29 protein-coding genes are annotated in these 25,683 nt (G+C 41.2%); 15 read left to right on the top strand and 14 right to left on the bottom strand.

Annotated elements, in window-relative coordinates; translation table 11 throughout:
* Positions 1–4 precede the first annotated feature (4 nt).
* From GFH30_RS12875 to tviB, 10 genes are all read right to left on the bottom strand, one after another.
* Positions 5–667, bottom strand: coding sequence for an acetyltransferase (locus GFH30_RS12875; protein ID WP_153373184.1), 663 nt, complete (start codon positions 665–667; stop codon positions 5–7).
* A complete protein-coding gene (locus GFH30_RS12880; RefSeq protein WP_153373186.1) occupies positions 667–1,269 on the bottom strand; it encodes a sugar transferase in 603 nt (200 codons plus the stop codon). The genes GFH30_RS12875 and GFH30_RS12880 overlap by 1 nt, the downstream gene beginning before the upstream one ends.
* On the bottom strand, positions 1,266–2,408 hold the full coding sequence (locus GFH30_RS12885; RefSeq protein WP_153373188.1) for a glycosyltransferase family 4 protein: 1,143 nt from the start codon (positions 2,406–2,408) through the stop codon (positions 1,266–1,268). The genes GFH30_RS12880 and GFH30_RS12885 overlap by 4 nt, the downstream gene beginning before the upstream one ends.
* Positions 2,405–3,499 (bottom strand): glycosyltransferase, encoded by a 1,095-nt coding sequence (locus tag GFH30_RS12890; RefSeq protein ID WP_153373190.1) that lies wholly within the window; start codon positions 3,497–3,499, stop codon positions 2,405–2,407. Before GFH30_RS12890 ends, GFH30_RS12885 begins: the two co-directional genes overlap by 4 nt.
* Positions 3,496–4,614 carry a glycosyltransferase gene (locus GFH30_RS12895; RefSeq protein WP_153373192.1) on the bottom strand — a complete coding sequence of 373 codons (1,119 nt, stop codon included), beginning with the start codon at positions 4,612–4,614 and terminating at the stop codon, positions 3,496–3,498. Before GFH30_RS12895 ends, GFH30_RS12890 begins: the two co-directional genes overlap by 4 nt.
* Before the next feature lie 29 nt (positions 4,615–4,643).
* On the bottom strand, positions 4,644–5,189 hold the full coding sequence (locus GFH30_RS12900; protein ID WP_153373194.1) for an acyltransferase: 546 nt from the start codon (positions 5,187–5,189) through the stop codon (positions 4,644–4,646).
* Between the two features lie 103 nt (positions 5,190–5,292).
* Entirely contained in the window at positions 5,293–5,886 is a 594-nt protein-coding gene (locus GFH30_RS12905; protein WP_153373196.1) for an acyltransferase, read from the bottom strand.
* Positions 5,886–7,058, bottom strand: coding sequence for a lipopolysaccharide biosynthesis protein (locus GFH30_RS12910; protein ID WP_153373197.1), 1,173 nt, complete (start codon positions 7,056–7,058; stop codon positions 5,886–5,888). Before GFH30_RS12910 ends, GFH30_RS12905 begins: the two co-directional genes overlap by 1 nt.
* Before the next feature lie 10 nt (positions 7,059–7,068).
* Positions 7,069–8,091 (bottom strand): NAD-dependent epimerase/dehydratase family protein, encoded by a 1,023-nt coding sequence (locus tag GFH30_RS12915; protein ID WP_153373199.1) that lies wholly within the window; start codon positions 8,089–8,091, stop codon positions 7,069–7,071.
* A 14-nt stretch (positions 8,092–8,105) separates the two neighbouring features.
* A complete protein-coding gene (gene tviB, locus GFH30_RS12920) occupies positions 8,106–9,383 on the bottom strand; it encodes a Vi polysaccharide biosynthesis UDP-N-acetylglucosamine C-6 dehydrogenase TviB (RefSeq protein ID WP_153373201.1) in 1,278 nt (425 codons plus the stop codon).
* Positions 9,384–9,752: 369 nt separating this feature from the next.
* Here tviB and GFH30_RS12925 point away from each other — a divergent pair, with 369 nt between their 5' ends.
* From GFH30_RS12925 to ahr, 12 genes are all read left to right on the top strand, one after another.
* Positions 9,753–10,808 (top strand): polysaccharide biosynthesis/export family protein, encoded by a 1,056-nt coding sequence (locus GFH30_RS12925; RefSeq protein WP_153373480.1) that lies wholly within the window; start codon positions 9,753–9,755, stop codon positions 10,806–10,808.
* The gene (locus GFH30_RS12930) at positions 10,808–11,236 is read left to right on the top strand and encodes a low molecular weight protein-tyrosine-phosphatase (protein WP_153373203.1); all 429 of its coding nucleotides are present in this window, start codon (positions 10,808–10,810) and stop codon (positions 11,234–11,236) included. The genes GFH30_RS12925 and GFH30_RS12930 overlap by 1 nt, the downstream gene beginning before the upstream one ends.
* A gap of 16 nt (positions 11,237–11,252) precedes the next feature.
* Positions 11,253–13,439, top strand: a complete 2,187-nt coding sequence (locus GFH30_RS12935) for a polysaccharide biosynthesis tyrosine autokinase (protein ID WP_153373206.1) — start codon at positions 11,253–11,255, stop codon at positions 13,437–13,439.
* 153 nt (positions 13,440–13,592) lie between these two features.
* Positions 13,593–14,297, top strand: a complete 705-nt coding sequence (locus GFH30_RS12940; RefSeq protein WP_153373208.1) for an FKBP-type peptidyl-prolyl cis-trans isomerase — start codon at positions 13,593–13,595, stop codon at positions 14,295–14,297.
* A gap of 48 nt (positions 14,298–14,345) precedes the next feature.
* On the top strand, positions 14,346–15,035 hold the full coding sequence (locus GFH30_RS12945) for an FKBP-type peptidyl-prolyl cis-trans isomerase (RefSeq protein WP_153373210.1): 690 nt from the start codon (positions 14,346–14,348) through the stop codon (positions 15,033–15,035).
* 142 nt (positions 15,036–15,177) lie between these two features.
* Positions 15,178–15,912, top strand: a complete 735-nt coding sequence (locus tag GFH30_RS12950; protein ID WP_153373212.1) for a dienelactone hydrolase family protein — start codon at positions 15,178–15,180, stop codon at positions 15,910–15,912.
* Positions 15,913–15,981: 69 nt separating this feature from the next.
* Positions 15,982–16,341 carry an HIT family protein gene (locus GFH30_RS12955; RefSeq protein ID WP_153373214.1) on the top strand — a complete coding sequence of 120 codons (360 nt, stop codon included), beginning with the start codon at positions 15,982–15,984 and terminating at the stop codon, positions 16,339–16,341.
* A gap of 150 nt (positions 16,342–16,491) precedes the next feature.
* Complete coding sequence (gene mutY, locus GFH30_RS12960) at positions 16,492–17,520, top strand: A/G-specific adenine glycosylase (protein ID WP_153373482.1); 1,029 nt, start codon at positions 16,492–16,494, stop codon at positions 17,518–17,520.
* A 41-nt stretch (positions 17,521–17,561) separates the two neighbouring features.
* Positions 17,562–18,113 carry a M23 family metallopeptidase gene (locus GFH30_RS12965; protein ID WP_153373216.1) on the top strand — a complete coding sequence of 184 codons (552 nt, stop codon included), beginning with the start codon at positions 17,562–17,564 and terminating at the stop codon, positions 18,111–18,113.
* 15 nt (positions 18,114–18,128) lie between these two features.
* Positions 18,129–18,374 carry a hypothetical protein gene (locus GFH30_RS12970; RefSeq protein WP_153373217.1) on the top strand — a complete coding sequence of 82 codons (246 nt, stop codon included), beginning with the start codon at positions 18,129–18,131 and terminating at the stop codon, positions 18,372–18,374.
* Positions 18,375–18,390: 16 nt separating this feature from the next.
* Positions 18,391–18,966 (top strand): DNA-3-methyladenine glycosylase I, encoded by a 576-nt coding sequence (locus GFH30_RS12975; RefSeq protein WP_153373219.1) that lies wholly within the window; start codon positions 18,391–18,393, stop codon positions 18,964–18,966.
* A gap of 13 nt (positions 18,967–18,979) precedes the next feature.
* Positions 18,980–20,002, top strand: coding sequence for an NADPH-dependent aldehyde reductase Ahr (ahr, locus tag GFH30_RS12980; RefSeq protein ID WP_153373221.1), 1,023 nt, complete (start codon positions 18,980–18,982; stop codon positions 20,000–20,002).
* 3 nt (positions 20,003–20,005) lie between these two features.
* Here ahr and GFH30_RS12985 read toward each other — a convergent pair whose 3' ends face one another.
* Entirely contained in the window at positions 20,006–21,439 is a 1,434-nt protein-coding gene (locus tag GFH30_RS12985; protein WP_153373223.1) for an aminotransferase-like domain-containing protein, read from the bottom strand.
* Positions 21,440–21,528: 89 nt separating this feature from the next.
* On the opposite strand from GFH30_RS12985, the gene GFH30_RS12990 reads away from it, so the two are divergent.
* Positions 21,529–21,933 carry a hypothetical protein gene (locus tag GFH30_RS12990; protein WP_153373225.1) on the top strand — a complete coding sequence of 135 codons (405 nt, stop codon included), beginning with the start codon at positions 21,529–21,531 and terminating at the stop codon, positions 21,931–21,933.
* A gap of 14 nt (positions 21,934–21,947) precedes the next feature.
* On the opposite strand, the gene GFH30_RS12995 is transcribed toward GFH30_RS12990, so the two are convergent.
* From GFH30_RS12995 to GFH30_RS13005, 3 genes are all read right to left on the bottom strand, one after another.
* Complete coding sequence (locus GFH30_RS12995) at positions 21,948–22,592, bottom strand: START domain-containing protein (protein WP_153373227.1); 645 nt, start codon at positions 22,590–22,592, stop codon at positions 21,948–21,950.
* Between the two features lie 56 nt (positions 22,593–22,648).
* Positions 22,649–23,470, bottom strand: coding sequence for a 4-hydroxy-tetrahydrodipicolinate reductase (gene dapB / locus GFH30_RS13000; protein WP_153373228.1), 822 nt, complete (start codon positions 23,468–23,470; stop codon positions 22,649–22,651).
* A gap of 203 nt (positions 23,471–23,673) precedes the next feature.
* The gene (locus tag GFH30_RS13005) at positions 23,674–24,600 is read right to left on the bottom strand and encodes a LysR family transcriptional regulator (protein ID WP_153373230.1); all 927 of its coding nucleotides are present in this window, start codon (positions 24,598–24,600) and stop codon (positions 23,674–23,676) included.
* A gap of 137 nt (positions 24,601–24,737) precedes the next feature.
* Here GFH30_RS13005 and GFH30_RS13010 point away from each other — a divergent pair, with 137 nt between their 5' ends.
* On the top strand, positions 24,738–25,166 hold the full coding sequence (locus GFH30_RS13010; protein ID WP_153373232.1) for a DMT family transporter: 429 nt from the start codon (positions 24,738–24,740) through the stop codon (positions 25,164–25,166).
* Between the two features lie 12 nt (positions 25,167–25,178).
* A complete protein-coding gene (locus GFH30_RS13015; protein ID WP_153373234.1) occupies positions 25,179–25,646 on the top strand; it encodes a DMT family transporter in 468 nt (155 codons plus the stop codon).
* Positions 25,647–25,683 lie beyond the last annotated feature (37 nt).

The following is a 25,683-nucleotide window of genomic DNA, read 5'->3' on the forward strand; positions in this document are numbered from 1 at the left end:
AAACTTATTGCTGTGAAGTCGTGACAATCCGCGCAGGATTACCCACCACTGTTGCGCCCGCAGGGACACTTTTGGTGACCACGGCGCCCATGCCGATAATCGCGCCTTTGCCAATCACTAAAGGCTGATCGGAGGTACCCTGCTTAATCATGGCACCTGCGCCAATATAGGCATGATCATGAATATGAATATTGCCGTTGCATTTTACGCCTGGTGCGAAAGTAACGAAATCCCCAATCACACAATCATGCTCAACATAGCTATATAAATTGGCATGGAAGCATTTGCCAATTCTAATATTGGAGGTGATGGTGACAAATGGACTTAAGGCTGAACCTTCCGCGATGTGTACTTCATCCATGAAAATAACGTTATCGGCAGAGATTGACCAAAGCCGAATACCATCTGCTTCTAAACGCTGGGCAATTTTTTCGCGTACACGACTATTGGCTATCGCAATTTGCACGTATTTTGTCGATGCAGATTCATTTAAAAATGCCTTATAGTTCATGGCACGATGACCGTTTACCACACTAATTTCTGTTAAAGCATCATCAATAAAGACAATTTCAGATTGATCTTGTTCACGCGCCAATTGCTGACGTGCCACAGGCATCAGACTACGTCCACAACCTGAAGCACCATAAATTGCATAGAGTGTTGTCATTATTTTTGTTCCGGTGTACCGGTAAATTTCGTCATGGTTGCTTCGCCTTCGGCACTGATGTCATCTTTGGCAATGACTTTTTTTATAGTTTTCAGCATGATTTTAAAGTCGAGCCATAGCGATTGGTTTTCAACATACCATGTATCGAGTTCGAATTTCTTTTCCCATGAAATCGCATTGCGCCCGTTCACTTGTGCATAACCGGTGATGCCCGGACGCACATTATGCCGTTTGGCTTGTTGCTCATTATATAAAGGCAAATATTCCATCAGTAAGGGACGTGGACCAACGATGCTCATATTACCCTTTATCACATTCCACAGTTCAGGCATTTCATCGAGACTGGTTGCTCGAAGTATTTTTCCAAATGGGGTGAGGCGTTCACTGTCCGGTAATGGATTGCCCTCAGCATCAAGCGCATCTTTCATGGTACGGAACTTAATCATTTTAAAAGGCTTGCCGTGTAAACCCGGACGCACCTGACGAAACAGTACTGGCGAACCGAGATTCTTTTTCACTTTATGAGCCACAATCAAATACACCGGAGACAGCAAAATTAAAGCCGTCGATGCAATGGTGATATCTAAAATGCGTTTGATCATGCCAAGATTCCCATTTCACCAAGCATATATTTGTTCACCTGATGCACATCATATTTATTTAAGGCAATTTCACGGGAACGCTGTCCCATCAACTCAATGAGTTTTGGATCTTCAATAAAATATTGCATGCTTTGCACCAAATCATCGACTGATTTTACCCCGACTAAATAGCCGTTTAAACCATGCGATACCGTTTCACGACAACCCGGTGCATCGGTGGTAATCACCGCTCGACCCATTGCCATGGCTTCTAACACAGTACGTGGCGTACCTTCACGATAAGATGGCAACACATAGACTGAGCTTTCCGCAATGGCAGGACGCACATCACTGAGTTTACCCCAATATTTCAGACGACCATCAGCAATCCACTCATCAAGTTCAGCTTGGGCAATCGCAGATGGATTATCATCAATCCAACCCACTAAATGAAATTCTGCTTCAGGATATTTAGCTTTAATGATGCGTGCCGATTCAGCATATTCACGTACGCCTTTATCACCGAGTAATCGAGCTATCAGCAAGAATGATGCTTTGACCTGCCCTTGTGCATTTTTCGGTAAGGGCATGACATCAAAATCTTGCACATTTACGCCTGACCCATTCACCACTACAGTGGGTTTATTGGCTTCGAGCAAGTGCATATCTTGGAACAGTTTTAAATCATCAGGATTTTGGAAAAAGACTTTGTCGCTATGTTTTAAGGCTTGGGCATATAAGCCATGCACCATTTTTTGGAACAGACTGCGCTTGCCCAATTCCACATTTTGAAAGGCATAACCAAGACCGGTAATTAACGCAAAACGATGCGGGACTTTGGCAAGCCATGATGCGAGCATGCCGTAAATCACCGGTTTAATCGTATAAGACAATACATAATCTGGCTGAATATGGCGAATCTGCTGATACAGATTTTTAAGGAGTTTTAAATCCGCCAATGGATTGGTGCCAGTGCGTTGCATTGGAATTTCATGCAAATGATAGCCAAGCGCTTCAAGCTTTTGCTGTTCTTCGGGAAAGCTTGCAAACTCAGGTGCCATGATATGAATTTCATAGCCATGAGCAGCAATGGCTTCTAATAATTTGCCACGAAAATTCAGCACCGACGGCAAAAAACTACTGATCATTAAAAATTTCATGCCTGTTGGCTCCACACCTGCATATATTGACGGCTGACGGTTGCAATACTGAAATTTTGCTCAACACGCTCACGCGTTGCCTGTTTTAAGGTTTGTTTTTCTGCCTCGGTTTTTTGTGCATATTCTAAAATGGCCTCTGCCAAGGCTTGCGCATTGCGTGGCGGAACAATACGGCCTAAATCCTGCACAATGTATTTGGCATCGCCAACATCGGTACTGATACAGGGTAAACCCGATGCCATGGCTTCCACCAATACATTCGGAAAACCTTCGGTGATTGAAGTCATTAAGAAGGCATCAATGGATTGATAAAAAGCAGGCATATCTGAGATTTGATCAAGCAAATGGACTTTTTGAGGATCTAACTGATACTGCTCAAATAAGGCTTTAACATCTGGGTTTTGTAAACTTGCGCCACCACCCGCAATTTTAAAGACGATGTTTTCATCTTTCAGCAAACCCATCGTTTCAAACAAATACGGATAGCCTTTGGCATGTCGATAATTACCAGCAAACCCAATCACGGTTGGTTTATTCACTTGTGGATTGGGTTGAAATTTATCGAGAAAGACACCATTGGCAATTACATATTGATGGGTATTTTGAAAGCCAAAATCAGTATGTTGCTGTTTAGAAGAATGTGCACAATAAATAATAGCAGTCGGTTGTTTGGATAAAACCTTACTTAAACCGAGTGCAATTTTGGTACTGATCGATTCATCTTTTGGTGATGCAAGTGAGTGATGAATTCCCCACACTACATTCGGTTTTTGGGCTAAACCGATGACACTGAGACTGGTCAATACATTGGCATGGTACATCCAACATTGCACAGTTTTCGGTTGTAATTGTTTGAGTAAACTACGCAATTTTTGAATCGTACTCAGCGTATTTAAACCATTCCACCCTAAGGCATAATGTGACTGACAACGATCAAGCGTACTTTGATATACCTCTGAGGTTTTCATCAAAGCAATAATGACATGCTGATATTGATTTTCAGTATATTGAATCAGGCGTGCCAACATCATCTCGGCACCGCCGACGCCTGCAAAGTTGGTGATGACATGTACCATTAACGGTTTATTCACGCCTTTGACTCCAACAAATCTCGGTACTGACGCACCACGGTATCTTTATGGAATTGCAAACAATGCGCTTTAAAGCTTTCCGCATCAAACTCGACATAATCATGATACAGCGCCTTATGCATAGCATGACTTAAGGCTTTTTGATCATCACATGGTACCAAAAGCCCAAACTGACCCTCTGCCAAAATTTCACGCGGACCACTTGGGCAATCGGTACTGACTACTTTGACTTTGGATGCCAATGCTTGAATCAGCACCCCCGGCAAACCTTCCCAATTCGAACTTAAAACAAACAGCGAAGCATATTTAAAATAGGCATATGGATTTGGATCAAAGCCCGGTAAATCCACCACGTCGGTTAAATTCAAATCTTTAATTAAGGCTTCAAATTCAGCACGTAACTCACCTTCACCCAAAATAATCAGACGGGTTTCAGGATGCATCTGATGCAATTCATAGAAAGCACGAATCAATAATCCAAAATTCTTGGCTTCGGTTAAACGCCCTACTGCCAACACCACTTGATGATCTTGACTAAAGAATCGATGCTGTACCTGTGCTTTGAGTTTTTGCAAATAACGGCTGTCAATCACAGGGTTATAAATGGTGCTCAGGTTATCTTCAGCGTAATGGTAGTACTGTCTAAAATCTTCTAATACACCATTGGATACACACACTACTTGATCGGCACTGCGATAAGTCCAATTCACCAAACGGTTAAAGACAAACTTTTTCAGTCCCCTCAGTTTCATATTTTTCGAGGGCGTCGATACTTCACGCAAAATCAGTTTGCTGTGACTTTTTGCCAAACGTTTTGAAATGGCACAGACGATATTGCTGTGACTTTGCGTGGCAATCACTGCCTCATAAGGCACGGCTTTAAGCAGTTGTTTTAATGGCGTGATCGCTCGAAATACACGACCGCAATTGAGGTCAATCAGCTGAATTTTAGAGTCGACTTCAGGCAATAATTTGGCTTTTTCTCCGCTTAAATCACAGACCACCACATCGACATCACGGCCTTGCTGTACCAAGTTATTTGCCAATTGGATCACGGTACGCTCCGCACCGCCACCGCCTAAAGTTGGCAAGAAAAACATGACTTTATTCAGCATAGAATAACCTAAAATGTGGGGAGAATGAGTTAAGAGGATTTTTGCTGTTGCACTTGCATGGCACGTTCAACACGCTGTTGATAATCGGTGATCCCGACCAAGTCACTATCACTGGCACAAGTGTTTTGAATTTTGGCTTGATAATCGGCAAAGTTTGAGACTACTTTGGCAGGCACACCAATTGCTACGGCGTTATCGGGAATATCTTTAGTCACCACCGAACCTGCACCAATCACCACATTGGAGCCGATGCTTACACCCGGCATAATAATGCTATTTACACCAATAAAGACATGTGAGCCGACCTGAATCGAGGCAAAGCGTTGATAACGTTTTCCTTGCGCATCTTTGACCAAACAGGTACTACCATCGTGGGTAATAAACTTCACGCCCGAAGTGACCGTAACATGATCACCAATAGAGACTAAAAACGGTTCTGAGCCCCAATTTTTAATATAAATTCGGCAGTTTTCACCCACTTTCACCCCCTTTTTACGTGCATATGCCACACTGCCTTTAGCCATAAAATAAGCCAAATCAAACAGCTGTCGAAAAGCAGAAACAATAAATGCCATATGCATGACCTATGTCAGGTGTCAAAAGAGGGAAAATCACTGAATATTTTACGCTGAAAATGCACTTTAGGATATCAATGCCAAAGTCAGCATGATGACCTGATTATAGGTCTTTGATTTTCTTAACAGGACTACCGACATATACACCTGCATCATCAAGCGGTTTAGACACTAAACTACAAGCGCCAATGACGCTGTTGCTTGGAATGGTGACACCATCTAAAACTGTCACACGTGCACCCAGCCAAATATTTTCACCGAGGTTAACCCCTAGTTTGGTAATCGCATCTTTGACCAAAACATCAGGCTCACCAAACTTATGATTACTCGCAATAATCATACTTTGCGTACCAATACGGGTGTTGTCACCAATCGTCACACCACCACAGCCATTGATATACGATTTGGAATTAATACTGACATCTTTACCAATCACCACCTTGCCACCAAAGCATTTGATATAACAGTTTTCACCAATAAAACTGTTGTCAGCAATTTCTAGCACTGCGCCATTTTCAACGATCAGACTCACATAATCACCAATATAGACATTGCTACCGATCTTCACTTTTCCACTGATATCCACGGTACAGCCTTTGCCGAAATAGCGAAACTTAGTGCCAAAAGTCACATTATAAAATTGCTGACGACATTGTGCAGTGAACCAATTCATCAGTTTTAATAGTTTAAAAAACATCAGTTTTTGTTTCTCCACACCACATATAAAATGGCAAAGTTATAGATAATCAATGCGATAGGCACCGCCAAGAGCATATAAATTTTATCGTCAAATAAAATATATAAACCTGCAAATAATGCAAACTTAATGATCAGTTCAACGATTTGCAGTTTAAACAACACTTGGCTGTTGCGCTTAGCAATTAAAAAAGCCGAGCTAGGTGGATTAAAGAAAATTGCCCAATAGCCCAAAGCCAAAATTTGGAAATAGCTTGAGATCCCGACCCATTCATGACCAAAAATCCATAAATACAGGGATTCAGGCAAGATAAAGAAAATGGCAAATAAAGGCAGTGAAACGAGACTGAGTAATACACTCGCCTTCAAGGCACTTTGATTGGATTCTGTGGTTTTAAATTTGCGGATAAAGAACTGACGTAAGGTTTGCGAAATCAGATTAATCGGCACACGCAAAGTCCGCTCGACAATGGCGTAGAAACCCATCGCCTGCACGCCGACAAAATGCGACACCACATAGTACGGCAAGTTATGCGAAAAACTATTCAGCAAGGCATGGGGTGTATTGGCATAAATGAAATCTTTGTAGTTTTTAAATGCCTGCCAACTGACTTGATAGAGTTGATGCTTTAGCAAATAGACTAACACCGCGACAATCATGATGATCGAGCTGATGTTATAACTGTTTACTAAACTAATTTGCATCACAAGCGGTAAAGACAGTTGTACTGCCACCACAATTAAACTTCTAAAAATATTTAAACCTGCACAAAAATATTCTTTGTGTGCGGAGAATTGATAATTATATAGGCTTTGAATCAGGGTATTAGCCAATACACCTGTGGCAACTGCCCCTGCCATTTCAACGTTCAAAATAACGCTGATGACAATGCCACTGATGATTGCAATGACCGTTGAGAACACCGCCCCTTCAAAGATCAGGCTTTTTTTATCCTGCTCCTCGGCGACCAATAAAGCTTGATCCAGACGTAAGTTCGCAACCGTCGATAAAACACTGACAATGGCTAAGGCAATCCCATACGCACCAAAGTCGGCTACAGAATACAGGCGCGTTAAAACAGGAAGTGCGATAAATGTCATTATCGCACCTGCCAGTAAACTTAAGGTAATCAGTCCAATCGACTGATATTTTGCGAACAGTTTCGCAATCATCTATTCAAAATCATTTTAAGTTATTCACGTACCAACGCATGGCGAGTTGAATACCTTCGGCAATTTTAAACTCAGGCGCATAACCTAAATGCGCTTGAATTTTGGCAATACTCGCTTGTGAATGACGGACATCACCAGCACGGAAATCACGGTACACCGGATCACGTTCAAACTGCACATCATTTTCCGCAAGTGCCACTTGAATAGCACGATATAAGTCATTCAACGTGGTACGGTCACCGACAGCCACATTATAGACCTGATTCTTCGCTTCATCCGATGCAGTCGCCGCCAAAATATTGGCTTGCACAGTATTGTTGATAAAGCAGAAATCACGGCTGGTTTCACCATCACCATTGATGAAAACATCTTCACCAGCAATCATCGATGCTGTCCATTTTGGAATCACTGCCGCATAAGCACCGTTTGGATCTTGGCGTTGACCAAACACGTTGAAGTAACGCAGACCAATGGCTTTAAAACCGTACGCACGTGCAAATACATCGGCATACAGTTCATTCACGTATTTCGTTACCGCATACGGTGACAATGGATTACCAATGTTTTCTTCGACTTTTGGTAGTGCAGGATGATCACCATAGGTCGAGCTACTTGCCGCATAGGTAAAGCTTGCGACACCGGCATCACGTGCCGCAGTCAACATATTTAAGAAACCACTAATATTGGTTGCATTGGTGGTGATCGGATCGGCGATTGAACGTGGTACAGAACCTAATGCCGCTTCATGTAAGACATAGTCCACACCTTCACAGGCTTTTTGGCAATCTGCAAACTGGCGGATATCACCTTCAATGAAGCTGAATTTTGTCCATTGCTCAGCAGATACTAAACTTTGAACTTCATCCAAATTATGCTGATGACCTGTAGCAAAGTTATCTAAACCCACCACCGTTTGATCAAGCTTCAGCAAAGTTTCTAAAAGGTTTGAGCCGATAAAGCCTGCAACTCCTGTCACAAGCCATGTTTTTGGCTGGGCTTTCAGTTGCTCACATACCTGTTGATATTGATTCATGAAACAATGTCCTTTTACAAACGCAAATCAGATTCGGCTTGAGATAACACATATTTCAAGTCATACAATACATGCTCAGCTTTGCCTAAAGCACGGATAGCTTGCGCACCCATCGCTTTAAACTGATCATGCGCCACGGCTAAAATCACGGCATCATATTTGCCATTTTCTAAAGTCGAAATTGGCTGAATGCCATATTCATGCTCAGCCTCTTGAGCATCAATCCATGGATCATAGACATCGGCATCAATATGATATTCTTTGAGTTCATTCACGATATCAATGATGCGGGTATTACGAATATCAGGGCAGTTTTCTTTAAAACTTAAACCTAAAATCAAGACTTTGGCATCTTCAACTTGAATGCGTTTTTTCAGCATCGCTTTCACAAGCTGAGTTACCACATACGCACCCATGCCATCATTTAAACGACGACCTGCCAAAATAATTTCAGGGTGATAACCAATCGCTTGTGCTTTATGGGTTAAATAGTACGGATCCACACCGATACAGTGACCACCTACTAAACCTGGACGGAACGGTAAGAAGTTCCATTTGGTGCCTGCTGCTTGCAGCACCGCTTCGGTATCAATGCCCATTTTATTAAAGATCACGGCAAGCTCATTAATGAGTGCAATATTCACATCACGTTGCGTATTTTCAATGACTTTCGCAGCTTCAGCGACTTTAATACTTGTTGCTTTATGTGTACCGGCTTCAATGATCAGGTTATAGACTTCATCGACAAAGTCAGCGACTTCTGGCGTTGAACCTGCGGTAATTTTTAGAATATTGGTGACACGGTGCAGTTTATCGCCTGGATTAATCCGCTCAGGACTATAGCCAGCAAAAAAATCTTGGTTAAATTTCAAGCCTGATACTTTTTCTAGCTCAGGGATACAGACTTCTTCCGTTGCGCCTGGATAAACCGTTGATTCATACACCACCACATCGCCTTTTTTTAGCACTTTACCAATGGTTTGTGATGCTTTCACAAGTGGCGTTAAATCAGGCTGTTTATATTCATCAATCGGTGTTGGAACTGTAACAATAAAGAAATTACAGTCAGAGAGGTCTTCAAGCTGAGAGCTATAAGTTAAATGTGTAGATTGTTGTAATTCTTCAGGAGATACTTCTAAAGTATGGTCTTCGCCACTGCGCAATTCATCAATACGTTTTTGATGGATATCAAAACCCACGACAGGAACTTTCTTGCCAAACTCTACCGCCAGTGGTAACCCGACATAACCTAATCCGATAATCGCAATTTTAAGTTCAGAGATGGACAGCATGTGATAGCCTTACATGTTTTAATGAGAGAAAATCCCATACAGGATTCTGTCAATAATTATAACAGAATTTAAAACTGATGAGATTTACCAAGCTTAATTTGTGCTTAACCGTAAACCCTCAAAATTATAAAAAATTATTTTGAAATTTAATCCTTTACTAGTATCCTTAAATAAAACAAGAAAACTTAATACTTTTTAATTAACTAGAACACATCAGAGATTACCTAGGCGTACAGTCTAAGTTAGTATAAAATCAAAACATATTAGTTGGTTGATCTTTTTATAAAACAATCAAACCATTATTTTTATAAAATAGGATTTCGAGTGAGTTACTATCGTTATAGCTTTCTATTAGCACTCAGTTTAGGAATGACCGGTTGTGCGATAACATCTGGCATGCAAACTTATGACTTACCTGCGGAAGGCATATATCAAACAGATGCAGGAACACAGGTTAATGTCATTAAGTTAACTCAAGAAAATTTATTTGCAGTTCAACCTGCTCAAAACAATCCTCAACAAATTGCTCATTTATTCCAAAAAAAGCATCAAAACTATACTTTGAGCTCTGGCGATATTTTATCGATTTATTTATGGGCTTATCCAGAAATCACACCACCAACCAATACTATTTCAAGTGATCAAAGCATCAATTCAAACGGTTTTCAAATCGACTCTAATGGGTTCATTCAGTTTCCTATCATTGGACGCTACAAAGCAGCAGGCAAGTCGCTTCATCAGGTGACCACTGAATTGCGTAGCCAATTAGCCCGTTATTTGAAAACACCTGATGTCATTGTGCGTGTTCTTTCATATCAAGGACAGCGTTTCTCTGTCCAAGGTAATGTAATGAAAGGTGGACAATTTTACTTAAGTGATCAACCAATTAGTGTTTATACCGCACTGGGCATGGCTGGTGGTGTCAACAGCCAATATGGTGACAATGCGTCTTTAACTTTAGTTCGCCAAGGACAAAGCTATATACTCAATAGTGTTGAACTCGAAAAAAATGGCTATTCGCTCCACAACCTTCTCATTCAACCCAAAGATACGCTATACGTAAATTCTCGCGAAAATCAAAAAATATACATCATGGGCGAGTCTGGTAAGAATCAGTCTTTAGCCATGCGCGAACAAGGCATGAGCTTGAGCGATGCTTTAGGTGAGAGCTTAGGTCTCAACCCTCTCTCCGCAAGTCGTAGTAAAATTTATGTCGTCAGAAGTAATCCAATTCATAATATGACTGAAGTGTATAATGTTGACCTTAGCAGTATTGGTGATTTTGGTTTAGCGAATCAATTTAAGATGCAGCCTAATGATATCGTTTATGTTGATGCATCTGGTTTAGCTCGCTGGCAACGTGTGATCAATCAAGTTATTCCGTTCTCTAACATTATTTATAACTTTGATCGTTTGGGGCAATAATGCAATTTCAAAATATCCTTGTGGTCTGTATCGGTAATATTTGCCGAAGTCCAATGGCTGAATATTTTTTAAAACATGCTTGTCCTAGCTTAAATATTCAATCAGCAGGTATTGCGGCGATGGTCGATCATCCTGCAGATGATAAGGCCAAAGCCTGTATGCAACTCCATGGCATTAACATGGATGCTCATATTGCACAAAAGTTAAACGCTCATTTAGTTAAGAAAGCTGATCTGATTTTAGTGATGAGTAAAAATCAGCAACAGCATGTAGAACAAACTTGGCCTTTTGCGAAGGGTAAAGTATTTCGATTGGGGCATTGGCAAGATAAAAATATTGCAGATCCATATCAGCATGATCAGCAGTTTTTCGACGAGACCTGCCAACTAATTCAACAGTGCGTAAGCGACTGGAAAAAACATTTTTAATTTTTGAATGACAATTATGAACCAAAACACTAACACTGAAGACACTATTGACTTAAAAGAGTTATTTTTCTCATTAATTGCTCAGTGGAAATTAATCGCGCTGTGTGTGATTTTAAGTTTAATTTTTGCATTGCTTTACCTAAGAACAACGCCTGATACCTATAGTGTCAACGCACTTGTTCAGGTTGAAGAATCAAAAGGAACTTCCGCTGCCTTATTGGGTGATCTATCGAGTATGATCGATCAGAAACAACCTGCCCAAGCTGAAATTGAAATTTTAAAGTCACGCATGGTGTTAGGGAATGTCATTCAAAAGCTAAATTTAGATATTCTTGTTTCTGGTACGCAAGATGGTTTGTTAGACCGTCTATTTACACCGCACGACTATAGTACAAAATATTCAAATCAATCTGTACACTTTAAAGATGATTTAAAAGGTTTTGATATTCGAAGCTTGGATATCCCTGCACTGTATATGAATGAAGATTTAAAACTTCATTTTGATCAGCAAAAGTTTAACTTAATTGATCCAAAAACAGATCAAATCCTATTTACTGGTTTACTTAACCAAGTCAATGAAAGCACAACACCTGCGGGACACTGGAAAGTTAAAATCTTTAGTAAAGATCGCTTTGAAGATAGTTATATTGTACAAAAACAATCTCTCCCTGCCGCAGTAGACCGACTATTATCAGATTTTTCAGTCGCTGAAAAAGGGAAATTAACTGGAATTTTAGGTCTCAATCTACAAGGTGAAGATAAACAACATATTACCCAAGTTCTAAACGAGATATTAGGATCTTATAATCGTCAGAATGTAGAGCGACGTTCTGCTGAAACGGCACAGACTCTAAAATTCTTAGACGAACAACTACCTGAGCTTAAAGCTAAACTTGATATTGCCGAACGAGAGTTCAATACATTCCGTCAAAAGTATAATACAGTGGATGTCACAAAAGAATCTGAGCTTTATTTGACGCAAAGTGTGGCTTTAGAGACTCAGAAAACAGCGCTTGAACAAAAAGTTGCTGAGGCATCAGCCAAATACACCAACGAACATCCTGTCATGCAACAAATGGATGCTCAGCTCTCTGCCATTAATAATAAAATTGCAGAGCTCAATAACACATTAAAGCAACTTCCTGATTTACAGCGCCGTTATTTACAACTTTACCGTGAAGTTGAAGTACAACAGCAAATGTATACTTCCCTGCTTAATTCATATCAACAACTACGTATTGCCAAAGCAGGTGAAATTGGTAATGTACGTATTGTGGATCAAGCTGTTGAGCCTATTGAGCCAATAGCACCAAAAAAATTGCAAATCTTAGTTCTCTCAATTTTCTTGGGTGGTTTCCTCGGTACTTTACTTGCCTTATTACGTAATATGATGCGTTCAGGTATTAAAGATGCATCTCAAATTGAAAATGAGTTGGATGTACCTGTTTACGCAACTGTTCCTCGTTCGCCTATTCAAGAAAGTCGTATTAAGTTCTTAAAGAAGAAGAAAAATATTCCTATTCTTGCACTTAAAGACAGTAATGATATTGCAATTGAGAGTTTACGTAGTGTTCGTACCACCATTCACTTCTCACTCGCTGAAGCAAAAAATAATATTATTGCCATTTCTGGCCCCGCACCTGAAGTGGGCAAATCATTTATTACGACAAATTTAGCCGTAATTTTAGCCCAAGGTGGTAAAAGAGTTTTAGTCATTGATGCAGATATGCGTCGTGGTTACTTACATAAATACTTTGATCAAGTAACTTCACCGGGTTTGTCTGAGATGTTATTAGGCTCATCATCACTGAATGATGTAATTAAAGCATCTACCCTTGATAATTTATTCTTTATGCCTCGTGGTAAAAGTCCAACAAATCCATCTGAATTGTTAGGATCACAGAAGTTTAAACAAACTTTAGAATTACTCTCTGAACAATATGATCATATTTTAATTGATACACCACCAACTTTAGCTGTGACTGATGGTGTAATTATTGCACAGTATGCTGGCGTAAATTTACTTGTTGTTCGTCATGCGAAAACGCATATGAAAGAGTTAGAAATTACCATTAATCGCTTAGAGCAAGCGAATGTGAAGGTTAACGGTATTATTCTGAATGATGTGCAACGTAATAGTGGTAGCTATGGATATGGCTATAACTACAGTTATGCTTATAAAGCTCAAAAAGATCAGGACTAACCTCAAAGACCAGCAAATTTGCTGGTCTTTTTGATTTAAATCCTACAAAAATTAAACTCGCCTCAATCGGATTTAAACGTTCTATTCAAGCTTTAGCTAAATTTTCTGCTAATATTAATTCAACATTAACGATAACATGATATTGGAAAAAACATGAGTAAGGCCTTACCCATCGCTGTCGCTGTCATCTTAGGTGGTGCCGCGCTAGTTCCTGTTTACTATGCAACTCAAAACCCCGCTGCACAAACGTCTAAAGCACCTCAGAATGCAACAGCCGTAGCTAAAATCAGTTATGCACTGGGTTATGAGGTCGCTCATCAAACACCACCAGAGCTAGATATTAACAGTTTTATTACGGGTGTTCGTGATGGTCATGCACGTACTGAGCCTGCCTATGATGAAAAACAACTGCAAGAAGCATATGAACAATTCCAAAAAGATATGCAACAAAAGCAAGTAGATACCGCTAAGCAAACTCAGTCATCGAATGATACATTCTTAACAGAAAATGCGAAAAAAGCAGGTGTTAAAACCACAGCTTCAGGCTTACAGTATGTTGTGACACAAGAAGGGAAAGGGAAATCGCCAAAAGCGGATTCTGTGGTTAAAGTGCATTACAGCGGCAAGTTAGTCGATGGTACTGTTTTTGATAGCTCAATTGAGCGTGGTGAGCCAATTGAATTCCCACTGAATCAAGTGATTCCGGGTTGGACCGAAGGTCTGCAACTCATGAAAGAAGGCGGTAAAGCAACGTTCTATATCCCATCTCAATTGGGTTATGGCGAACAAGGTGTTCCAGGCACAATTCCTGCCAACAGCACGCTCATTTTTGATGTTGAACTGATTCAAGTGAAATAATAATGACAAGGGAGAGCGTAAGGCTCTCCTTTATTTTGAGAAATGATAATGAAAATATATATTGGTGTGGCTGCGCTCATCTTGAGCTCACAGATGGTTTTGGCAAAAGATATCAATAAGAAAAGTTCACAAGCTGAACAAGTCGGCTACAGTTTTGGTTACCTCATGGGTCGCAGTAATGCTGAATCTTTGCAAGGCATGGACTTAGACGCCTTTAGTGCTGGCTTAAAAAGTGCTACAGCCGGTCAAAAATCTGCTTTAAGCGATGAAGAAATGGCCAGCATTTTGACTCAGTTTAAAAAACAGAATGAAGCCAAAGAACTCATCGCTTTAAAACAAAAAGCAGAAGAAAACGCCAAAATTGGTCAAGTCTTCTTATCTGAAAATGCAAAAAAATCAGGTATTCAAGTCACAAAATCTGGATTGCAATACCAAGTGATTCAAGAAGGCAAAGGTAAGTCTCCGAAGGCGAATAGTAATGTCCGTGTACATTATGAAGGTCGTTTAATTGATGGTACGGTATTTGATAGCTCAATTGCTCGTAATCAACCTGTCGATTTCCGTACCAGTCAAGTCATTACCGGTTGGACTGAAGGCTTACAACTCATGAAAGAAGGTGCAAAATACCGCTTCTTTATTCCGGCGGCATTAGCTTATGGGCAAATTGGTTCAGGTGATGTGATTGAGCCGAATAGCACGTTAATTTTTGATGTCGAACTCATTGAAGTCATGAAATAAATCAAAAGGAGATGCCAAGTGCATCTCCTTTTTTTTGACGCTTAAGATTAAAATTATCTGCTGTTTTCATGTGACTTTTCATATCGAATGATTATTTTTATGCTTTAATCAGAAGTATAGACACAATAATTAGGAGCTCAGCATGGCCGCTATTCAGACTCGCGAAATTCAATATACCGCTCAAGATGGTCAAACACTCATTGGCTATTTTGCTGCACCCGCAGATACCCAACCTGTTGCAGGTATCTTGGTTGCACCAGAATGGTGGGGACGTAACGAATATACTGAACAGCGTGCACGTGAACTTGCTGAGCATGGCTATGCTGCCCTTGCCATTGATATGTATGGTGATAAAAAAGTCACAACAGACTCACAACAAGCTTATGCATGGATGATGCAAACCTTTGAATCTAGCAATACCATTGTGAATCGTGCGACTGCGGCACTCGATATTTTAAAATTACAAGCAGAAGTCGATGGCAATAAATTGGCTGCAATTGGTTTCTGTTATGGCGGTAAAGTGGTGTTAGATTTAGCACGTGCAAATGCTCCGCTTCAAGCCGTTGCCACTTTCCACGCCAATCTATCAACGGCAACCCCTGCTCAAGTCGGTCAAGTACAAGCTGAAATTTTAGTCCTACATGGCGAGCTTGATAGCATGGTCAGCTTAGACGATGTTGCCAAATTCCGTGAAGAAATGCACGCTGCACAAGTTGCGCATGAAGTGATTGTCTTTGAAGATGCCAAACATGGCTTTAGTAATCCTCTTGCCGACGAACGCGCCAAAGCCAATGGTGTTGACCTCGGCTATAACGCAGATGCAGAACAAAAAAGTTTAGCTGCCATGTATGAGCTTTTAGCTGAACGTCTCGCTTAAAGCGATTGAAAAATACAAATATACAGATGGGTTAACAGATATGAATAATAGTGAAAGAGGAAGATAAAAATGACTGAACATAACTGTCTATATTGCGATTTTGATGAATATGACGTGATCGCAAAAAATGATTTTGGTGTCATTATTGCTGAACCGCATCCATTATCCAAAGGGCATAGTGTCATTGTCCCTTTACGTCATATCGCATCCTTTTTTGAGATTAGTGACAAAGAGCGAAAAGCCATGATGTCCCTGTTAGAACAAGCGCGTAATGAACTGCAATTGCGTCATCAACCTGCGGGCTTCCATGTCGGTTTTAATGATGGTGAGGTGTTTAAATCTAAATCTGAACATCTCCATATTCATATTATTCCGCGCTATGAAAATCAAACCCTCAAACTTGATCAACGCTGGGGCATTGAAGATTAAGCAGAGCTAACCCCATTAAAGAGTGAATGATTTGTATGTCATTCACTCTGCTATTTACAATTCCCTACCCTCTGCTTTATCCACTTTTCACATTTCTCTCGCTTTGATTCCGCTATAATGATCGACTCATTTCACGGTCTTGTTGGCTCCATGTTTGTATTTTCAGATGCCCTTTTAGCTTGGTTCGATGTTCATGGTCGCCACGATTTACCATGGCAAGTTGCCGATGATCCTTATAAAGTTTGGGTCTCTGAAATCATGTTGCAACAAACCCAAGTCAAAACTGTACTGCAATATTTTGACCGTTTTATGCAGCGTTTTCCGACCGTACATGACTTAGGTACAGCATCTTGGGATGATGTCGCGCCTTATTGGGCAGGACTCGGTTATTACGCACGTGCACGCAACTTGCATAAAGCAGCAGGCATTGTGGCAGCACGAGGTCATTTCCCACAAACATTGGAAGAATGGATTGAATTGCCCGGAATTGGTCCATCGACAGCGGGTGCGCTGATGTCTCTAGGGCTACGAAAATACGGCGTCATTATGGATGGCAATGTGAAACGTGTGCTGTCTCGTTTCTTTGCCATTGAAGATGACCTAAGTAAACCTATGCATGAACGTGCCATGTGGGAACTAGCAAAAAGCCTGTGTCCAAGCGAACGTAACCATGATTACACTCAAGCGATTATGGACTTGGGTGCCACGATTTGTACGCCCAAAAAACCATTATGCTTGTATTGTCCGATGCAAGCTGAATGTAAGGCCCATGCACAAGGCTTGGAAAATGAGCTCCCGTTTAAAAAAGCCAAAAAGCCTGTGCCTGTACGTTCTGCTCAAGTGTTAGTGATCCAATGCGGTGACAATTGGTTATGGCAACAACGTCCAAATAGTGGCTTGTGGGGCGGATTATGGTGCTTACCGATTATTGATGAACCAAGCGAATTTGAGCACCGTTGCCAAACTTTAGGACTGAAAAAAGTCGTGCAAAAAGTCAATATTTCACATAGTTTCACCCATTTCACATGGCAACTTGAAGCCTTTGTCTTTCACATTGATCCAGATCAGCAAGAGCATTTAGCAATTGAACTCAATGGCAGCTGGATGAATCCGAATTTAGCAGTTGAGTCGGGCATTCCAACGGCAATGAAAAAATTGATTTCAAGCTTAAGCCTGTGACATATTTAAGGTTCTAATGTAGGAATAATCTGTCTTTCAGGATGAAAAATTTATTCAATATTTGCCGTGTGATTGCACTCAGCTTATGCGCAATTTTGGTTGCAAGTTGTAGCTCTGCGCCCAAACAAACTAGCCCGATTGTCTTGCCAACAGCGCAAGTTGAAAAACTAAAGAAAATGAAATTGCCTAATAAATTGCCCATTCCGGTCGATGGTGTGAAAGCCAAAAAACTCCTTGATACTTGGGGTGCATCACGCAGCAGTGGGCGTCTACATGAAGGTATTGATATTATGGCTCCACGTGGAACAAAAGTGCTGAGCGCGACTGAAGGATTGGTTTCGGACTTACGCGATAACAATTTGGGTGGTAAAGTGATATGGATACTCGGCCCTGCGGGCACTTGGCATTATTACGCACATTTGGATGCACATAAACGTGGTCTGAAAGTCGGTGATTACGTCAAAGCAGGTGATTTAATTGGGTATGTGGGCAATACTGGCAATGCGCGTCATACCGCACCGCATTTACATTATGGTCTTTATTTACAGGCTAAGGGTCGCGGTGCGACAAATCCTTATCCTTATTTACGTTAGTTTTAGGATATTTTCATGTCAGAAGCGTTGATCAATCGCTTGGTCGAATTTGCTGAATCAGGCAATCAACAAAAAATCATACTCAATGGTCAAACTTACCAAGGTTGGATCATGGAAATTACCGAAGATGCACTGCTCATCAGCACAGGTTATGCGGATAAATCGGGAACAGACAGCTGGATTCAATTTGCCGATATTTCACAAGCAAACTTAAGCTATTGGGATACACAACAAGATCAGTGGACGACATTTACACTGTAAACATCAAGGAGCACTGATGACCATTCAACGCTGTGGCTGGTGCTCTAATGATCCGCTTTATATTGCCTATCATGATCAAGAATGGGGCAAAGCTCTTCATGATGAATCTGCCCTGTTTGAAATGCTCTGTCTTGAAGGTCAGCAAGCGGGTTTATCATGGATTACGGTGCTGAAAAAACGTGAATGTTATCGACAACATTTTTTCCAATACTCGATTGAAAGCATTGCAGCATTCACTGATGATGAGCTGCAAGCCAAATGCCAAGATGCAGGATTAATCCGTCATATCGGTAAACTCAAAGCCATTCGAGCCAATGCGATGGCTTGGCAAACATTAAAACAACAAAAGATTAATGTCGTAAATTGGTTATGGGCTTTTGCACCTCAGCCGCCATACAATCATAATATTCCTGATTATCGTGAAGCTGCGACAGAAACACACGAAAGCCGTTTCATGTCCAAAACCTTGAAAAAAGCAGGATTTAAATTCGTTGGTCCCACCATTTGTTATGCATTTATGCAAGCGGTCGGCATGGTCAATGATCATGAAAATCACTGCCACTTTAAGAACCTTATCTCCCCTACTTCATAAGAGCTAGAAAATTATGTCAACTCATACCGTTCATGCTTATGCTGCGATGTCTGCTGGTGCAGCCCTTGAGCCCTATCAATTTGATGCGGGTGAACTAAAATCTCACGAAGTTGAAGTTAAAGTCGAATATTGCGGTCTGTGTCATTCCGATTTATCGGTTATTCAAAATGATTGGGGTGTATCAAGCTATCCTGTCATTGCGGGTCATGAAATTATTGGCACAGTGACTGCACTCGGTTCAGAAGCCAAAGGCTTGAAACTCGGTCAACGTGTAGGTATTGGTTGGACAGCCGATAGCTGTCAGCACTGTGAGCCATGTTTAGATGGTCGCCAAGTCCAATGCGCGACAGGTTCAACACCGACGATTATTGGTCATGCCGGTGGTTTTGCAGATAAAGTCCGTGCTGCATGGCAATGGGCAATTCCACTTCCTGATGATTTAGCACCTGAAAGTGCAGGTCCCCTATTGTGTGGTGGGATTACGGTATTTACGCCAATTTTACAGCATCAAATTCAAGCGATTCATCATGTTGGTGTGATTGGCATTGGTGGTCTTGGGCACATTGCAATCAAACTGCTCAAAGCTTGGGGCTGCGAAATTACAGCGTTCACTTCAAATTTGGATAAAACTGAAGAATTGAAAGCCATGGGCGCAGATCATGTCGTCAATAGCCGTGATAGCGCTGCAATGAAACAACTTAAAAATAGTTTTGATTTATTGCTTTCAACCGTCAATGTGACTTTAGATTGGCCAATGCTGATGAATACTTTAGCGCCAAATGGTCAATTACATATGGTCGGCTTACCGCTCGAACCGATGCAAATTTCAGCAGGCTCACTGATTGGTTTATCACGTGGTGTGACCGGTTCAGCAACCGGTTCACCTGCAACCTTAGCGCAACTGCTTAAGTTTGCTGCGCGTAAGAACATTGCACCGCAAGTGGAAATCTATCCGATGTCACACATCAATGAAGCAATTGAGCGCCTACATTCGGGCAAAGCGCGCTATCGTATTGTGCTTAAAGCGGACTTTTAAGCTTTAATTGATTTGCTGTTTTACCCAGTCTGCCAAGCACTGAATTGCTTGGCAGATGTCCTCTGATAATTCATGCCCCGCATTGAATCGCACGCAATTGTTATAACGTGCCTCCTCGCCAAATAACATACCGGGCACAATATTAATCCCCTGTTGCTGCGCAAAAGTATACATAGCAAGGCTGTCGATAGATTCAGGCATTTGAATCCAAAGGACATATCCACCCATCGGCTGATTAATTCTGATATCTACGCCCATAAAGGCTTGATGAATAAAAATTCGATAATCTTGCAGTTGTTTTTTTAAGATCGGTTTCAACTGATTTAAATGTTGCCGATAGGCACGACTATGAATTAAATCTGTGAGTCCCAATTGTAATGGCGTATTCACCGACACATTTTGCAGCATGAATTGTGGGTGCAGATATTTCAAACGTTCAGGTAAGCAAAACCAGCCAACACGATAGGCAGATGACAATGACTTTGACACTGAACCGCAATACACCACATAACCCGCTTGATCCCAATATTGAATCGGCAAAGGTCGCTGCGGCTCATGGCTGCATTCTGCATAAATATCATCTTCAATAACCACACATTGATATTTCGCGGCCAGTTGCGCGATTTTTTCTTTATCTTCATGGCTTAAGCAAAAACCCAGAGGATTTTGATAATTTGCAGTCAATAAACAGGCTTTGGCATTGGGTTGCTGCATGGCATGTTCCAATCGAGCCAAATCAAAGCCTTGAGTATTGGCAGGAATTTCAATGATCTTGCGCTTCAACAATGCCAAGAGTTGCAACTGACCATTATAATTTGGGGTTGGTACAATCACGGCATCATCGACATGAGTCAGATTTTGTAACAACACCGATAAGGCCGGCATACAGCCATTACTAATATAAATGTGAGAACTGGCAATAAAAAAGCCATCCTCTGCCCAATGTTCAGACAAGGCTTGGCGTAAACTCAAATGCCCTTGGCGATCGCTATATAAAAAGTCCTCAGGCTTGGCATGTTTTAAGGCTCTTTGCACCGAACGACGCAAAGCTTGGATCGGAATAAGATTGGGTGACAATTGAATTGAACCGAGTTGAATCAGTCGACTGTCAATCGCGGCATTTTGGATTTGAATTTGTAGTTCTAAATTTGAGACTTGCCGTGCCGATGCCTGAAAATCTGGATGCTGCGGTAATGCAAGCTCAGGCTGAGCGACTCGAGCTTTCACAAAATAACCAATTTTTTCCTTCGCTTCGATCCATCCTTGTGCTTCAAGTAAGGCATAACAGCTTTTGACTGTATTGAGACTGACCTGATGTTGCAACGCAAGTTGGCGAATTGAACAGAGTCGTTGCCCCTGAACCAATTCCCCTGCTCGTATCTTTTCTGCAAGGCTATAAGCAAGAAGTTGATACTCGAATTGAAGTGCTGTACCCATTTTTTAAATTTTCTTGTAGCTGTACCCAACAGCCTAACAAATTTAAGCTCTTCTCCATACAAGAAAAGATAAAATCTGAGGGGAAACACATGAATCTGTATATAAAAGTGATGGGATTAATACTGATCTGTACTTTAACAGCTTGCCAAAATGAGACTGAAAAAGCAGTCAATGCACAACAACATTTTATGTGTAAAGCGCTCATTCAAGGCTTTTTAAGCACACAGCATTTAACGGACTATGAACTTAATCTTGAAGATCATCATCCGTTAAAGACACAATTAAATTACACTGCACAACGGAAAAGTGCACAACGCTTGATGCCACAACCCAAACAACTTCAGTTCAACTGCATTCAAGGTGATAATGCCAAAGTTCAGCTCCATTTAGTCGATCCAACACAAGCTCAAGCCCATGTCGTGCTGAGTCTCAATATACCCAAAGCAATCGATATTAAACGTCTAACGGCTTATCAACTCCCAGCCCAGCCTTAATTGGATGCCCAATTTTATTTTAAAGCCTCTGGTAAGGGTGAATATTGGGTTTGCTCACTGAGTTGAATTTTCATTTTTTGTAGCATTTGATAAGGCTGTTGCTGCACGAACATGTTTACAAAAGTAAGCGGAATCGAGCCTTCGGGATTGGCATAACCGTAGGTCGAGACTTTGACTTTATTGGGTGCTAATTTTTGGAAGTTCCAATCCCCTTCATAATGGGTTAGTCGCACATACTTTGGATTCAGTGGATAGCCATTTTTAATGGCTTTATTCTTAATGGTCACTTGACCATTGGCTTCTTTAATCATTTTACCTTGCACGACCAAATCACGGTCTTTTAAGGGAAATGGAAAATCAAGCACCATATATAAAGTGAAATCACCCTTTTTATCATCACGGGAAAGCACTTTAACACTGCCCATATACGGCACCCATTTCACTGCATTATCAATATCTAAAATGAGCGATACGGCATGCTCTAAAGGATGGTTATAGGTGGTTTCAGCTTTGTATAAAAAGACGGGATTCTTTTCATTTTGAAAGGTCCATACCTTAATATTGTTTTTATTGAGACTAAGTTTTGCCTTATCAATCGAGTAAGCATGCACTGTGGCAGAAAGCGCCACAGCACAAACCATAAATATGACTTTTTTCATTCCATTGTCGTCTTATTTTAGTTTTAACTATTGTTATAGCGGATTTTACTGAAAGTTTAAACTTGAATATCGTTAAAACCCAAGACATCTTTCATGTCATATTTACGCGCATCACGCCCAACCACCCAAGCTGCAGCACGTACCGCACCTGACGCAAAGTTCATACGATTCGTCGCTTTATGTGTGATTTCAACACGTTCGCCATCGGCAATAAACATCGCGGTATGTTCACCGACAATATCGCCACCACGGATGGTTTGGAAACCGATGCTCTTACGCTCACGTGGACCTGTATGACCTTCACGGCAGTACACAGCATCTTCTTTTAAGTCACGACCCAATGCATCAGCAATTGCTTCGCCCCACATTAAAGCTGTACCTGATGGTGCATCCACTTTATGACGGTGATGTGCTTCAATCACTTCAATATCAACAGTATCGCCAAAGACTTTAGATGCAAGCTCTAATAGTTTAATGGATACGTTTACGCCAACTGAATAGTTTGCGGCATAGACAACAGGACTTACTTTGGCACAGTCTTCTAAATACGCTTTTTGTTCGTCATTCAGACCTGTTGTACCAATCACAATCGCAACGCCATGTTCACGGCACACTTTTAAATGATGTACGGTTGCCGCAGGTGCGGTGAAATCAATCACAACATCGCACTCTTTCACGACTTCTTCTAAACTGCCCACAACCTTTACGCCTAAGCTGCCAACACCCGCTAGCTCGCCTGCATCTGCACCTAACAGGGTGCTTTCAGGGCGTTCTACTGCTGCGGCAAGTTGGTAACCTGCTTCTTGTACAGCTTGAATAAGAATACGACCCATACGGCCGCCTGCACCTAAAATACCAATGCGTGGTGTTGCTGACATAAACGTGTCCTGCGTTGAGTTCAAAATGGCTTCTACTATAGCAAAACTGCTGTATAACGCTAAGATTGATCAGAGAAAAATCAATGAAAAGATTTTAAGAGTGTCATGAGCGATTTTGATATGTCGTCCATCTCAAGCATTTCATGTCTAAACAGGTTTAGAGCAATGTCTGATATCACACTTCATCTACTTGTTTGAAAATATTAAAAGATGTTATCCCAATACGGGGTTTCTCCAATTTCATTCAAGATAAAATCAATCACGGTTCTCACTTTTTGTGAACGAATTCTATTTTCTGGCGAGACCAAATGAATGGCTGCAGCATGAGGATCGACGGTCGCTGTCCAATTGGGCAGTAGTGGCATCAGCTTTTTCTGTTTAAAGCTGTGCTTGTCAAAGATCCACGTCGGAAACAATACAATACCGCGTCCTTCTAAGGCAGCACTAACCAAGACTTCTGCATGATTACTCCTCAGTGCACCTTGCGGCTCTAATACAATAGGCTTGTCATCTGAGCCCTGACGGAAATACCAACGTTGATTCCCTGAGAGTCCCTTATAGACCAGACATATATGTTTTTGTAGATCTTGTGGCGTTTCAGGTCTGCCATATTTTTTAAGATATTCAGGACTGGCACATAACACATATTGCTGATCACAAACTTTTCTTGAAATTAAAGCGGAATTCTGCAACGCGCCAATACGTATGACAATGTCTACTCCCTCTTGTACAGGATCTATAAAGCTATCTGTGAGGATCAATTCCACTGACAGATCAGGATATTTCTCTTGCAGTTTATTGATCATGCCAGAAATGTGCAGCCGACCCAGTGCAACCGCTGTATTTACACGGACTAATCCTTTGACACTAGACGCTTTACCTGTGACCTGTTCATTGGCAATATCAAGCGTATCGAGAACATCTCGAATTTGAACATAATATTTCTCACCAACCTCTGTCAGTCGCACGGAGCGTGTATTGCGATAAAAAAGTTGCTGTCCGAGTTCTTGTTCAAGTGCTGATATGAATCTAGACACGGACGAAGGAGGCACTTGAAAGTGCTTCGCTGTTGCCGCAAAACTGCCTGTGGTTGCGACCATTGCAAAATAACGTAATGCATTAAGCTGCATACTGATTTGTTTCCCTTTATGAATATTAAAAGCTGCATTGTTGCCAATATCACAATTATGTTTTGATTAATGGCTCAATTGTGGCTTTTTAAACAATTACCTACAATCGCGACTTAATTTTCCAAATCAAATCATCTATGAAGCAGTTATGGATCTTTCCATTCGTTGTGCTCGCCGGTATGGGGCTGTCTGTTGAGGCGGGTCTGCTTGGACCACTCGGTGAAGAAATCGGGCATATGTGGGCGACTTTAGGCATTTTTGCTGTCGGTTCACTTTTACTGACCTTTGGTCTTATTTTTGGACGTCCCCGGCTTGGTCTCATGTTCAAACAACCACGCTGGCAACTGACAGGGGGCATATTAGGCCCAATCTATGTCATTGCTTTAACTATAGCTACACCTCATATCGGCGTCGGTTTGACGATGGTCGGCATCTTATTGGGTCAAATTGCCACAAGTCTGGTGATTGATCATTGGGGCTTATTGGGTAGTCGTAAACGACGTGTAGATCAGTATCGCATTGCTGCACTTATCGCTGTTTTAGCTGCACTTTGGCTTATTCAATAAAGAGGATTTCCAATGATTTACATCATGTTATTCGTGGTTATATTGGCGGGTGCAGCATTGTGCGCACAATCCTCTATTAATGGACGCTTAGGCTCAGAAGTTGGTGTGTTAGAAAGTGCATGGTTAACTTTTGTGGTGGGTGCAATGATCAGTTTCTTAATCGCTTTCTTTTTTGAACCTGTTCATGCACTTAATCTCTTTACTGCACCAAGATGGCAATTAACAGGGGCTTTTTTTGGTGTGGCATATATGCTGGTGATTGTATTTGCGATGCCAAGACTCGGAGCTGCAGCAACTACTGTGGCTGTCATTAGCGGACAACTCTTAATGAGTCTTCTAATTGATCACTTTGGATGGTTTCAAAATGCGGTCATCCCTCTAGATAGTTCAAGACTTGCTGCGCTGATACTGCTCGCTATTGCGCTCTTCTTTATCTATAAAAGTAATGTTCAAGCGCATACAGAATCTGAACCGCATTAGACTTGCACAAATCATTTGAGCAATAAAAAAGGACGCT

The sequence above is a fragment of the Acinetobacter wanghuae genome, from assembly GCF_009557235.1.
GTDB classification, from domain to species: Bacteria; Pseudomonadota; Gammaproteobacteria; order Pseudomonadales; family Moraxellaceae; genus Acinetobacter; species Acinetobacter wanghuae.